The organism is Pseudomonas sp. PI1, from assembly GCF_000812405.1.
Classification (GTDB): Bacteria; Pseudomonadota; Gammaproteobacteria; order Pseudomonadales; family Pseudomonadaceae; genus Pseudomonas; species Pseudomonas citronellolis.
In genome coordinates this window covers 38,518-51,007 of sequence record NZ_JWMC01000022.1, presented here as the reverse complement: position 1 = coordinate 51,007, position 12,490 = coordinate 38,518, and the positions used below count along the sequence as shown (strand labels likewise).

General features: G+C 63.5%; 11 protein-coding genes. 5 read left to right on the top strand and 6 right to left on the bottom strand.

What is annotated here, in order from left to right; translation table 11 throughout:
- Nucleotides 1-318: 318 nt before the first annotated feature.
- Nucleotides 319-2,007, bottom strand: a complete 1,689-nt coding sequence (gene fadD2, locus RN02_RS09245) for a long-chain-fatty-acid--CoA ligase FadD2 (protein WP_043314187.1) — start codon at nt 2,005-2,007, stop codon at nt 319-321.
- Between the two features lie 221 nt (nt 2,008-2,228).
- Here fadD2 and RN02_RS09240 point away from each other — a divergent pair, with 221 nt between their 5' ends.
- Nucleotides 2,229-3,179 (top strand): alpha/beta hydrolase, encoded by a 951-nt coding sequence (locus RN02_RS09240; protein WP_009618519.1) that lies wholly within the window; start codon nt 2,229-2,231, stop codon nt 3,177-3,179.
- A complete protein-coding gene (locus tag RN02_RS09235; RefSeq protein ID WP_009618521.1) occupies nt 3,176-3,646 on the top strand; it encodes a MaoC family dehydratase in 471 nt (156 codons plus the stop codon). Before RN02_RS09240 ends, RN02_RS09235 begins: the two co-directional genes overlap by 4 nt.
- A 415-nt stretch (nt 3,647-4,061) precedes the next feature.
- Here the strand turns inward: RN02_RS09235 and ccoM are convergent, their stop codons facing one another.
- Both ccoM and RN02_RS09225 read right to left on the bottom strand, forming a co-directional pair.
- On the bottom strand, nt 4,062-4,172 hold the full coding sequence (ccoM, locus tag RN02_RS34565; protein WP_009618523.1) for a cytochrome c oxidase subunit CcoM: 111 nt from the start codon (nt 4,170-4,172) through the stop codon (nt 4,062-4,064).
- Nucleotides 4,173-4,447: 275 nt separating this feature from the next.
- Complete coding sequence (locus RN02_RS09225; RefSeq protein WP_236695169.1) at nt 4,448-5,005, bottom strand: class I SAM-dependent methyltransferase; 558 nt, start codon at nt 5,003-5,005, stop codon at nt 4,448-4,450.
- A 372-nt stretch (nt 5,006-5,377) separates the two neighbouring features.
- Between RN02_RS09225 and RN02_RS33190 the strand changes: the two genes are divergently transcribed.
- Nucleotides 5,378-6,853, top strand: a complete 1,476-nt coding sequence (locus RN02_RS33190) for a beta-galactosidase (RefSeq protein ID WP_152623738.1) — start codon at nt 5,378-5,380, stop codon at nt 6,851-6,853.
- Nucleotides 6,854-6,949: 96 nt separating this feature from the next.
- Here the strand turns inward: RN02_RS33190 and RN02_RS33885 are convergent, their stop codons facing one another.
- Genes RN02_RS33885 through RN02_RS09215 form a run of 3 tightly spaced genes read right to left on the bottom strand, consistent with a single transcriptional unit; the run spans nt 6,950 to nt 8,050 of the window.
- A complete protein-coding gene (locus RN02_RS33885; protein ID WP_009618525.1) occupies nt 6,950-7,111 on the bottom strand; it encodes a hypothetical protein in 162 nt (53 codons plus the stop codon).
- A gap of 2 nt (nt 7,112-7,113) precedes the next feature.
- Nucleotides 7,114-7,707 carry an alpha-ketoglutarate-dependent dioxygenase AlkB family protein gene (locus tag RN02_RS09220; RefSeq protein ID WP_043314186.1) on the bottom strand — a complete coding sequence of 198 codons (594 nt, stop codon included), beginning with the start codon at nt 7,705-7,707 and terminating at the stop codon, nt 7,114-7,116.
- Between the two features lie 49 nt (nt 7,708-7,756).
- A complete protein-coding gene (locus tag RN02_RS09215; protein ID WP_043314185.1) occupies nt 7,757-8,050 on the bottom strand; it encodes a hypothetical protein in 294 nt (97 codons plus the stop codon).
- 230 nt (nt 8,051-8,280) lie between these two features.
- On the opposite strand from RN02_RS09215, the gene rapA reads away from it, so the two are divergent.
- Nucleotides 8,281-11,136 (top strand): RNA polymerase-associated protein RapA, encoded by a 2,856-nt coding sequence (rapA, locus tag RN02_RS09210; RefSeq protein WP_177331048.1) that lies wholly within the window; start codon nt 8,281-8,283, stop codon nt 11,134-11,136.
- Between the two features lie 892 nt (nt 11,137-12,028).
- Entirely contained in the window at nt 12,029-12,478 is a 450-nt protein-coding gene (locus RN02_RS09205) for a universal stress protein (protein WP_009620619.1), read from the top strand.
- Nucleotides 12,479-12,490: the final 12 nt, after the last annotated feature.

Here is a 12,490-nt window from a genome sequence, read left to right as displayed (position 1 = left end):
ACAGCTTATCTTTACCGCGTACGCGGTTCTTTGTTGTGTTTGTGCCGCTTTCCCCGGGTCGGGGAGCGAAAAGCGGGCCGAGATTAACAGCTTTGCCAAAACCCGACCAGCACCAAACACAGCCTACCCAGTCATAAAAATGACCAAGAGCAGGTAAATCGGTCACAACCCGCCCATCGGTCGGAAAAGCCCGTGCCAGAAGGGCTGCGGCCTTGTTGGATTGTCTGACAAAGACACTGCCGGGGAAAGCGAGACGAAAAAAACGGAGGCGGGTCGGCGGACCAGCCTCCGTTCGGAGGGTTGCGAGGGCTGATGCGGTCAGGCGCTTTCGCGCAGCTCGCGGCGGAGGATCTTGCCCACCGGGGTCATCGGCAGGGCCTCCTTGAGGACGATCTGCTTGGGCACCTTGTAGCCGGTGAAGTTCTCCTTGCAGTAGGCCTTCAGCTCCTCCACCGTCAGACCCGGCTCACGGGCCACGACGAAGAGTTTGACGGCCTCGCCGGAACGTTCGTCCGGCACCCCGACCGCGGCGCAGTTGGCCACCTTCGGGTGGGCCATGACCACGTCCTCGATCTCGTTGGGGTAGACGTTGAAGCCGGAGACGATGATCAGGTCCTTCTTGCGGTCGACGATGCGCACGAAACCGTCCGCGTCGATCACCGCGATGTCGCCGGTGCGCAGCCAGCCCTCGGCGTCCAGCACCTCCTCGGTGGCCTCCGGGCGCTGCCAGTAGCCCTTCATCACCTGCGGGCCCTTCACGCACAGCTCGCCGCGTTCGCCCAGGGGCTGCTCGTTGCCCTCGTCGTCGATCACCTTCAGCGCGGTGCCCGGCACCGGGATGCCCACGGTGCCCAGGCGCGCCAGCTCGCCGTAGGGGTTGGTGCTGACCACCGGCGAGGTCTCGGTGAGGCCGTAGCCCTCGACCACGGTGCAGCCGGTGGCGGCCTTCCAGCGCTCGGCGGTGGCCGAGACCAGCGCGGTGCCGCCGGAGTTGGTGACCTTGAGGTTGGAGAAGTCCAGGTCCTTGAACTCCGGGTGCTCCATCAGCGCCACGAACAGGGTGTTCAGCCCCAGCAGCGAGGAGAAGCGCCACTTCTTCAGCTCCTTGATGAAGCCGGGGATGTCCCGCGGGTTGCTGATCAGCACGTTGTGGTTGCCGTTGTGCATCATGCACATGCAATTCGCGGTGAAGGCATAGATGTGGTACAGCGGCAGCGGCGCGATCATCACCTCGCCGCCCTCGTTCATCAGCGGGCGGCCGTCGGGGCCGTGCTGCGACAGGCAGGCGTCCACCTGCAGCATGTTCGCCACCAGGTTGCCGTGGGTGAGCATGGCGCCCTTGGCCACGCCGGTGGTGCCGCCGGTGTACTGCAGCACGGCGAGGTCCTCCAGGCCGACCTTGACCGGCTGCAGCGCATGGCCGCGGCCCTGGCGCAGCACCTCCTTGAAGGGCACCGCCTGGGGCAGCCGGTAGTCCGGGACCATCTTCTTCACGTACTTGACCGCGGCGTTGACCAGCAGGCCCTTGAGCGCCGGCTGCAGGTCGCCCATCTGCGCCTCGATCAGGTATTCGATGCCGGTGTCCGGCAGCACTTCCTGCACCAGCTTGCCGAACAGGTTGACGTAGACCAGCGCCCGCGCACCCGAGTCCTTGAACTGGTGGCGCATCTCGCGGGCGGTGTACAGCGGGTTGGTGTTGACCACCACCAGGCCGGCGCGCAGGGCGCCGAACACGGCGATGGGGTATTGCAGGATGTTGGGCATCTGCACGGCGATGCGCTCGCCGGGCTTGAGGTCGGTGTTGCGCTGCAGGTAGGCGGCGAAGGCGGCGGACAGGCGGTCCAGCTCGGCGTAGGTGAGGGTCACGCCCATGTTGCTGAACACCGGGCGGTCGGCGAAGCGCTTGCAGGAGCGCTCGAACACTTCCACCACCGATTTGTAAGCGCCCAGGTCGAGCTGGCTGGGCACGCCGGCGGGACGTTTGTCGTTCCAGAATTCCGCTTGCATTGGCTGTTGTCCTCTTTATTACCTGCAAGGCTGTTCCCGGCCGGCTCCCTCGGGCATCCGGCGCAGGGGCATCCGTCGCAAAGTAGCAGTTGCCCGGTGCAGCGCAAATACTTCGGCCGTTCCCATTTACTTCGTGAATCTTGCGCCACCGCCGGCGGGATGCTGCGCGGCGCCAGGCGCTGCTAGAATGCCGCCACCCCGAGCCGGCACAAGGATTGCCCATGCCGTACGCCGCCTACTGGCTGACCGCCAGCGACCAGACCCCGCTGTACACCCACCATTGGACCGCAGACGCAGCCAAGGGCGTGGTGATGCTCTCCCATGGCATGGCCGAGCACGCAGGGCGCTACGCCCGCCTGGGCGAGGCGCTGAACGCCGCCGGCTGGTCGCTGCTGGCCATCGACCAGCGCGGCCACGGCCGCACCGCCGAGCACGGCGACCTGGGCCACTACGCCGACCAGGGCGGCTGGGGCAAGGTGGTGGGCGACCTGCTCAGCCTCAACCGCCACGCGCGCGAACAGCACCCCGGCCTGCCGGTGGTCCTGCTCGGCCACAGCATGGGCAGCTACATCGCCACCGCCTACCTGCTGCAGCACAGCGCCACGCTGCAAGGCGCGGTGCTCTCCGGCTCCAACTACCAGCCGATAGCGCTGTACCGCGCCGCGCGCCTGGTGGCCCGCTTCGAGCGCTGGCGCCAGGGCCCGCTGGGGCGCAGCGCGCTGATCGAGTTCCTCTCCTTCGGCTCGTTCAACAAGGCCTTCAAGCCCAACCGCACGGAATTCGACTGGCTCAGCCGCGACACTCGCGAGGTGGACAAGTACATCAGCGACCCGCTGTGCGGCTTCCGCTGCAGCAACCAGCTGTGGCTGGACCTGCTCGGCGGCCTGGAGGACATCACCCCGGTGCAGCACCTGGCGCGCATCGACAAGGCCCTGCCGCTGCTGATCATCGGCGGCGAACGCGACCCGGTCAGCCAGGGCAGGCGCCTGCGCGACCTGGCCGCGGCGCTGGGCCGCGCCGGGCTGCGCGACGTGCAGACGCAGATCTACCCCGAGGCCCGCCACGAGTTGTTCAACGAGACCAACCGCGACGAGGTCACCCGCAACCTGATCGCCTGGCTGGACGGAGTCCTTTCCGCAGGCCAAGGCGCGAACCACGAGGAAAAGCCATGACCCAGGTGCAGAACGTTCCCTACGCCGAGCTCGAAGTCGGGCAGAAGGCCAGCTTCCAGCGCCCGGTCGGCGAGCGCGACATCCAGCTCTTCGCCGAAGTCTCCGGCGACCGCAACCCGGTCCACCTGGACGCCGACTACGCCGCCACCACCCTGTTCAAGGAGCGCATCGCCCACGGCATGCTCAGCGGCGCGCTGATCAGCGCGGCGATCGCCACCACCCTGCCCGGCCCGGGCACCATCTACCTGGGCCAAAGCCTGCGCTTCACCCGCCCGGTGAAGATCGGCGACGTGCTCGACGTGGAACTGGAAGTGCTGGAAAAACTGCCGAAGAACCGCGTGCGCATCGGCACCCGCGTGCTCAACCAGAACGGCGAGGCGGTGGTGGAAGGCGAAGCCGAGGTGCTGGCGCCGAAGCAGAAGCTGGACATCGAACTGCCGGCGCTGCCGCCGATCACCATCGGCTGATCCGCGCCCACAAAAAAACGCCGCTTTCCCCGGGGAAAGCGGCGTTTTTCATTGGCCAACCGTAGGGCGCATAACGCCTAGGGCGTTATCCGCCGCCTGGCCCTGGTCTCCGGCACCTTCGGGGCCAACCTTGGCATCGACTGTGGCCCCGGCGTATCGGCGGATAACCGCGAACGGTTATGCGCCCTACTCTTCAGGGACGCACGGTCGTAGCCGACTGCGCCGAGATGCTCTTCGTAGGATGGGTTGAGCCTGCGAAACCCATGCGGTCGTGGCGATGGATATCGCTTCGCTCAACCCATCCTACGACGGCGTTTCTCCTGCCCTACCCGGCCCCATGAAAAATCGCAGGCAAAAAAAACGGGCGACCGAAGTCGCCCCAAGTGCCTTGCGTGCTCTGTGATCGGGAAGGAGATCAGCCCTTCTTGTGGCTGTCCTTCCAGATGAAATATCCGACTCCACCGCAGAACAGGACCATCAGACCAACGGTGACAATGCCGGCGAGAACCACTTCGTCGATGAACATGATGCTGGCCTCCTGATTCCCTGTGCGTTTTGAAGATGGGCTCAGGTTAGCGTCGGCCGGGGGCGCGATATTGACCTGGATCAATGGCCGCAAAGCCCCGGTTCACGGGGCTTCGGATAACTGATCCAGATCAAGTTTGAAGGTAACCCGGGTGCGGTGCGTAGACGCGTAGAGCTTGGGATCGCGGGGTGATGTCAGAAGCCCAAAAAAATACCTGTAGGTACCTCCCGGCCCAGCGAAACGCTTGACCGGCAGGTTCTTGTCCGATTGGACTCTCAGAATTGCGCACGGAGGTAGTGCCGGAAATCACAATGCTCGCCATCCTCCCGGGTGAAGGAGTCGACCTTGAACCCCTGGGCCCCTAGGAGCTTCAGCACATTGACCAACTGGTCATGATTGAAGATCTGCGTATGTCCCGGCGCCGGCACGCCGCGAGAATCAGTGATCAGCAGTAGCTCACCGCCCTCTTCGAGTCGCGAGACACAATCTATCAGGAAGCTGATCCAGTCTCCGGTGTGGTCCAGTACATTCGAGCACACAACGAAATCGAAGCGTTCCACGATATCCGCGACCGGGGTATCGATGTAGAGCACCGCCCCCCGCTGCCCGAGGGACGAGAAATCGAGATTCGATGCGTAAAGCGCCATCAGTGAATCTTGGGAGACGACCGACACGCCTTCCAACTTCTCGAAGAACCCCATGGGGCCACAACCTACCTCCAGCACACGGCCCTCAAACCCCTGATAGGCATAGTCGCTCCCAGCTTTGGTGAAACCCATGTTGCCGAGCAACCACATGGCGTCCCTGTGCCGGACCTCCTGAATTTCACTCACGGATAGATGCCTGTGGGGCCACTGGTTGCGCCAGAAGTCCAACTCGTATCTTTGAGACTCCGGCCAGTTCGACGGGTCCGCTGATACCACAGATTCAGCCCCTCCATTCCGGGCAACTACGGAAATGTCATCGCTCATACAACCCCCTACCTCACACGACTATGTTCCAGGGAATTTTTACTCCCCCATGAAAGCCACAAGACAATATAAGAAAGCCAACAGGAACACCCCGAAAGCAGACGAGGGAAAATTCCTCACAACACTAGGAAAAATCCTAAAACCAAAGATGCATCTCAAAAGCTAAATTCAAAATGGAGACAGAAAACAAAGAACTAGAGCGCATGAAAAAAATACATTATCGTATTAGCACTGATGCCAATCATATTCCATGCGAACACACACTCCGCAATTAAGCCTAAACTTTCAACTCAGACAGAATACGGATTCACCAGCGGAATCGATTTACACAAACCAGGAGGAATGGCCGCAGCCCGCAGGATGATAGACAGACTTTCATCTCACGACATTAGATGGTTAAGAATGAGCTTAAATATTAATGTAAAGCTCTACCAGAACCCCACAAAAATAACATTCAACGAATACGAATGGAAACCCTACATAGAGTTATATGAGTACGCAAGGTCCAGAAACATGAAAACAATAATAACCACTTATCCAGCCTATGAGCTAGCACAACAAAAACTAGCAACCAACGAATTCCTACAATCGGTAAAATACCAATACAAGCGTTTAACCCTGTCTTTCCCTCAGGCTGATGTTTGGCAAATTTACAACGAAGCCAACACTCACCATAAAGATGACTACCTCAGTGTCTGTAGGTTCGAAGAGTTCGCTTGCATAGGTAACGTCCCAACACGACTGCCTGCCGACTACATGAATTCTCTTTATCAAACAATAGCAATAGCAAGAGAAGCGATAAAAGAGATATCTCCAAACTCAAAAATCACAACAAACGCGGAAAATGGAAGCGCCCATTCAATTGAGTACATGCAAAGACTGAAGCGCACGCTAGATATCTATTCATTCGACCTGTATCCTGACGACTATGACCACTCCAGAAATTTCCCAAGACTAAAAAACAACCTAAGCCTTCTAAAACGAGAGTTCGGAGACGGACTCTGGATAGCGGAAACAGGAAGACCCTCTGCTCAAGGTAATTGTACTTACCGCATGTCTGATGCCAGAAAACAGCATCTCTTTCTGCTAGACCTCATTCCCGCCATTGCAGAACTCGGAATTCGTAACGTCAACCTATACGAATATCAAGACAAAGATATCGACTGGTATAGCGAATGTGAAAAGCATTTCGGCATCACCGACAAGCGGGGAATCGACAAACCCGCCTCCCCTTCCATTTTAAAGCTAACTCAACTTTACTCTTACATGCCTCTGAATGCACAGACTGAAACGTCTAGCAAGGGGCTAAAAGCTCTCTTTAATTCCTTCCAAGACTCATTTGGCCGAGCGCCTACCCTATGGGAAGCCTACGGAATTTCTTACGATGGCTGGCTAGCAACAATAATCGATAAGAACCTGACCTACGAGAGCTTAAACCTTGAGCATGAAAACTGGCTAATGAGCCAGCCCGGAGCAGACGAAAGGAAAGCAGTTGTAAGTAGATCTTATCAGGTAGCCTTTGGTCGCCCACCAAAAGCCGAAGAAACAAAATGGGCAAATGCGAACTTCAGGAACTACCGATCAATCCTCAACTCCCATATGAATTGGATAGGCTCTTACAATGGAAGAGCCGAGCGCATTGACATAGTCAGGCGCTCATATAAAGCCGTACTCAATCGGGAGCCAATTAGCTCAGAGATCTCAGAGTGACTTTCGATACCACCTAAAACCTATGCCGAGCTTATTGAAGAGCATAGAAACTGGATGGATTACAACGTCAACTAAGATGAAAGACATCACCACGCATCAGCGCTTCTTCGGCTTGCCCTTGCCCTTCTTGCGTGCCTTGCCCAGCGGCAGGGCCTGCTCGAAGGCCTTGCGCACTTCCTGCAGGCGCTTCTCGTGGACGTCGTGGATGCGCTTGTCGCGCTCGGCGTTGAAGTCGATCAGCTTGTCGTCGTTGCTCATGATCAGGCATGCACCAGGCGGAAAGTCAGGTTCAGGCGGGGGGCGACCGGGCGCCGCGTCTTGGCCACCTGATGCTGCCAATAATGCTGCGTTGCGCCGGACATGACCAGCAGGCTGCCGGAATCCAGTTGCAGGGAGTGTTCGATGGCCGCGCGGCCCTTGCGGCGCAGGTCGAAGCGCCGCGTGCCGCCGAGGTTCAGCGAGGCCACCAGCGGGTTGCGGCCCAGCTCCGGCTCGTCGTCGCTGTGCCAGCCCATGGAATCCTGGCCGTCGCGGTAATAGTTGAGCAGCACGCCGTTCAGGCGCTGGCCGACCTCGGCCTGCACGCGCTCGCGGATTTCCGCCAGCAGCGGCGTCCACGGCAGCGGCCGGTGGACCAGGCCGGAATAGCGGTAGCTGGCCTCGGCGTCGCCGTACCAGGCCAGCAGGCGCGGCACCGGGTAGTCGCGGCCGTGCAGGTGCACGCGGGGCTGTTCCCAGGGAGTGTGCTCGACCAGCTCGGCGAACCAGGCCGTGGCGCAGGCTTCATCGCACCAATGCGGGATCAGGCGCAGCTCTGCGTGTTCGAGGTGGATGGGCGCGTCGGCGAAGAGCATGGCGGTGACAGGAGGCAGGTCGGAAAGAACAGCTTACTACGCGGCGCGCTCAGACCTCGATGTCGATCCACACGCCCTTGCGCGGCGCCTCGCCCAGGCCGTCGTCGGCGGGCTCCTCCGGTGCCTCGGGCTCAGCCTCCTCGCCCTGCGCCTGCTGCCGGCGCCGCTGGTGCTGCGGGTACTCTTCCTCCGGCGTCATTTCCGCCGGGCGGCGTTCCAGGCCCACGGCGGCATCGCCCGTGGCAGGAACCACCGGCGCCACCGGGGCGACGTCCGGGCGCGAGCGCGCCGGGTCCTGCTGCGCGGTGACCGGCAGTACGTCGCTGGGGATCGGCGGGATCATGGCTGTCGCTGGCTCCTCGCGGGCTTCAGGTTGTCGGTTGGCGGCGGCAGGCGCCGGGGCCGTCGCTACACTTCACGGAACAATCCGCATCCATCCCGGTCCTGGCCGGCGGCGCGGAGCCGGCGCAGGCCCATCGCCCCCCGAGGCGGCGATGCCACCCGGCCGCTGCGTGCGAACGGGCGTCGCTGAAAGCCGCGTGTTCCGTTACCATAGCCGGCTTTTTGCGGGAGGTGTCCATGGCGCAGTATCAACCGGGTCAACGCTGGATCAGCGACAGTGAAGCAGAATTGGGGCTGGGCACCATCCTGGCGCTCGACGGACGGCTGCTCACCGTGCTCTATCCGGCCACCGGGGATACCCGCCAGTATGCCGAACGCAACGCCCCGCTGACCCGCGTGCGCTTCGCCCCGGGCGACGAGGTGACGCACTTCGAAGGCTGGAAGATGACCGTCCGCGAGGTCGAGGAGGTCGACGGCCTGCTGGTCTACCACGGCATCAACTCGCACAACGATGCCAAGATACTCCCGGAAACCCAGCTGTCCAACTTCATCCAGTTCCGCCTGGCCAGCGACCGCCTGTTCGCCGGGCAGATCGACCCCATGCCCTGGTTCGCCCTGCGCTACCACACCCTGGAACACCGCACCCGCCTGCTGCAATCCTCCCTCTGGGGCCTGGGCGGCGCCCGCGCCCAGCCCATCGCGCACCAGCTGCACATCGCCCGCGAGGTCGCCGACCGCATCGCCCCGCGCGTCCTGCTGGCCGACGAAGTGGGCCTGGGCAAGACCATCGAGGCGGGCCTGGTGATCCATCGCCAGCTGCTCTCCGGGCGCGCCAGCCGCGTGCTGATCCTGGTGCCGGAGAACCTGCAGCACCAGTGGCTGGTGGAGATGCGCCGGCGCTTCAACCTGGAAGTGGCGCTGTTCGACCGCGAGCGCTTCGCCGAAAGCGACGCCAGCAACCCCTTCGAGGACAGCCAGCTAGCCCTGGTGGCCCTGGAGTGGATCCGCGCCGACGAGCGCGCCCAGGACGCCCTGTGCGCCGCCGGCTGGGACCTGCTGGTGGTCGACGAAGCCCACCACCTGGTCTGGCATCCGGAGCAGGCCAGCCGCGAGTACCAGCTGGTGGAAACCCTGGCGCAGATCATCCCCGGCGTGCTGCTGCTCACCGCCACCCCGGAACAGCTGGGCCTGGACAGCCACTTCGCGCGCCTGCGCCTGCTCGACCCGGACCGCTTCCATGACCTGGAGGCCTTCCGCCGCGAGAGCAGCCAGTACCGCCCGGTCGCCGAGGCGGTGCAGGAACTGATCGACCAGGGCCGCCTGTCCCCCGCCGCGCGCGAGGCCATCCATGGCTTCCTCGGCGCTGCCGGCGACGAGCTGCTGGCCGCCGTCGAGAGTGGCGACGACGACGCCCGCGCGCGCCTGATCCGCGAACTGCTGGACCGCCACGGCACCGGCCGCGTGCTGTTCCGCAATACCCGCGCCGCGGTGCAGGGCTTCCCCGAGCGCCAGCTGCACAGCTACCCGCTGCCGAACCCGGTGGAATACATGGAGCTGCCGGTCGGCGAACACCCGGACCTGTACCCGGAAGTGAGCTTCCAGGCGCAAGTCGACGACAACACCGACGAGAACGCCCGCTGGTGGCGCTTCGACCCCCGCGTGGAATGGCTGATCGACACCCTGAAGATGCTCAAGCAGTTCAAGGTGCTGGTGATCTGCGCCCACGCCGAGACCGCCCTGGACCTGGAAGACGCCCTGCGCCTGCGCTCGGGCATCCCGGCCACGGTGTTCCACGAGGGCATGAGCATCCTCGAGCGCGACCGCGCCGCGGCCTACTTCGCCGACGAGGAATTCGGCGCCCAGGTGCTGATCTGCTCGGAAATCGGCAGCGAAGGCCGCAACTTCCAGTTCGCCCACCACCTGGTGCTGTTCGACCTGCCGGCCCACCCGGACCAGCTGGAACAGCGCATCGGCCGCCTGGACCGCATCGGCCAGCGGCACACCATCCAGATCCACGTGCCGCACCTGGAGAACAGCCCGCAGGAACGCCTGTTCCAGTGGTACCACCAGGCGCTCAACGCCTTCCTCGCCACCTGCCCCACCGGCAACGCCCTGCAGCACCGCTACGGCCCGCGCCTGGTGGAACTGCTCGAAGGCGGCGACGACGACGCCTTCGCCGCCCTGCTCGAAGAAGGCCAGGCCGCGCGCCTGGCCCTGGAAGCGGAAATGCACAGCGGCCGCGACCGCCTGCTGGAGCTGAACTCCGGCGGCGCCGGCGAGGGCGAGGCGCTGGTGGAAGCGATCGAGGAACAGGACGACCAGTTCGCCCTGCCGATCTACATGGAGAAGCTGTTCGACACCTACGGCATCGACAGCGAGGACCACTCCGAGAACGCGCTGATCCTCAAGCCCAGCGAGAAGATGCTCGACGCCAGCTTCCCCCTGGGCGACGACGAGGGCGTGACCGTCACCTACGACCGCGCCCAGGCCCTGGCCCGCGAGGACATGCAGTTCCTCACCTGGGAGCACCCCATGGTGCAGGGCGGCATGGACCTGGTGCTGTCCGGCTCGCTGGGCAACACCTCGGTGGCGATCATCAAGAACAAGGCGCTCAAGCCCGGCACCGTGCTGCTGGAGATGCTCTTCGTCAGCGAGGCGGTGGCCCCGCGCAAACTGCAGCTGGGGCGCTTCCTGCCGCCGGTGGCGCTGCGCTGCCTGCTCGACGCCAACGGCAACGACCTGGCCGCCCGGGTAGCCTTCGAGACGCTGCACGAGCAACTGGAAAGCGTGCCGCGCGCCAGCGCCAACAAGTTCGTCCAGGCCCAGCGCGACGTGCTGGCCAAGCAGTTCGCCATCGGCGAGGCCAAGATCGCCCCGCGCCACGCCGAGCGCGTGGAGAAGGCCCGCCAGCAACTGGTGGCGAGCCTGGACGAGGAACTGGCGCGCCTGACCGCGCTCAAGCAGGTCAACCCCAGCGTGCGCGACAGCGAGCTGGAAGCCCTGCGCACCCAGCGCGACGAGAGCGTCGCCCTGCTGGACAAGGCCTCGCTGCGCCTGGAGGCGATCCGCGTGCTGGTCGCCGGCTGATCCGCGCCACGCCAAAGAGGCCGCCCCGGGAAACCGCGGCGGTCTTTTTCATGCCTGCCCAATTGGCGTCACCCCGTAGGAGCAACTGTCTTGCCGGCTGCGCCGAGGTGCTCTTCGTAGGATGGGTTGAGCTTGCGAAACCCATGCTGCCATGGCGATGGGTATCGCTTCGCTCAACCCATCCTACGGGGCTTCCCCACCCCCGCCATTCCCAATGTAGGAGCGCGCCCTGCGCGCGAAATCGCGGGCAGGGCCCGCTCCTACAGGTCGCCGGGAAGCATGGCATGCCTCCCCGTAGGAGCGGACCTTGTCCGCGATAGCCGGACGATCCGGTGCGATTCGCGGATGAGATCTACGCTGCCCCACCCACGCCATTCCCAATGTAGGAGCGCGCCCTGCGCGCGAAATCGCGGGCAGGGCCCGCTCCTACAGGTCGCCGGGAAGCATGGTATGCCCCCCCGTAGGAGCGGATCTTGTCCGCGATAGCCGGACATCCCGGCGCGATTCGCGGATGAGATCCGCGCTGCCCCACCCACGCCATTCCCCTGTAGGAGCGCGCCCTGCGCGCGAATCGCGGGCCGGGCCCGCTCCTACAGGTCGCCGGGAAGCACGGCATTCCTCCCCGTAGGAGCGGACCTTGTCCGCGATAGCCGGACATCCCGGCGCGATTCGCGGATGAGATCCGCTCCTACGCTGCCCCACCCACGCCATTCCCATGTAGGAGCGCGCCCTGCGCGCGAAATCGCGGGCAGGGCCCGCTCCTACAACTCAGGCATTCCCCTCCCACCGCCGGCACATCCGCCCTCACGGTCTACTATTGACGCTGCGCAAGGGAATCCACCCCGGGGAGAGCTAGAGTTTTCCCACCAAGCCACTCATTGAGGGATACATCATGTACGAGCGCATTCTGGTAGCAGTGGACGGCAGCCCGGTTTCCGACCGCGCGCTGGGCGAGGCGGTCAAGCTGGCGCAACTGACGGGCGGCGAGCTGCGCGTCATCACCATCGTCGACAGCCCGCTGCGCCACTTGCCCGACTATGCCGTCTACTACAACCCCGAGCCGCTGCGCGAAGCCGCGCTGAAGGCCGCCGACGACGTGCTGGCCAAGGCCCGCGAGCAGGTCGGCGACAAGGTCAAGGCGAAGTTCGACCGTGTGTGCCAGGAGCGTGCCAGCGAGGAAGTCGCCGAGCGTATCGAGCTGGAGGCCGAGGACGCCAAGGCCGACGTGATCGTCATGGGCACCCATGGCCGCCGCGGTGTGCGCCGGCTGATGCTGGGCAGCGTGGCCGAGGGCCTGCTGCGCGTCAGCAACCGCCCGGTGCTGCTGGTCCGCGACAAGTAAGTCCAACCCCTA

Excerpts from the sequence above, each read along its gene's own strand:
- fadD2 (WP_043314187.1), bottom strand. The coding sequence starts at position 2,007 with ATGCAAGCGGAATTCTGGAACGACAAACGTCCCGCCGGCGTGCCCAGC.
- RN02_RS09240 (WP_009618519.1), top strand. The coding sequence starts at position 2,229 with ATGCCGTACGCCGCCTACTGGCTGACCGCCAGCGACCAGACCCCGCTG.
- RN02_RS09235 (WP_009618521.1), top strand. The coding sequence starts at position 3,176 with ATGACCCAGGTGCAGAACGTTCCCTACGCCGAGCTCGAAGTCGGGCAG.
- ccoM (WP_009618523.1), bottom strand. The coding sequence starts at position 4,172 with ATGTTCATCGACGAAGTGGTTCTCGCCGGCATTGTCACCGTTGGTCTG.
- RN02_RS33190 (WP_152623738.1), top strand. The coding sequence starts at position 5,378 with ATGCCAATCATATTCCATGCGAACACACACTCCGCAATTAAGCCTAAA.
- RN02_RS33885 (WP_009618525.1), bottom strand. The coding sequence starts at position 7,111 with ATGAGCAACGACGACAAGCTGATCGACTTCAACGCCGAGCGCGACAAG.
- RN02_RS09220 (WP_043314186.1), bottom strand. The coding sequence starts at position 7,707 with ATGCTCTTCGCCGACGCGCCCATCCACCTCGAACACGCAGAGCTGCGC.
- RN02_RS09215 (WP_043314185.1), bottom strand. The coding sequence starts at position 8,050 with ATGATCCCGCCGATCCCCAGCGACGTACTGCCGGTCACCGCGCAGCAG.
- RN02_RS09205 (WP_009620619.1), top strand. The coding sequence starts at position 12,029 with ATGTACGAGCGCATTCTGGTAGCAGTGGACGGCAGCCCGGTTTCCGAC.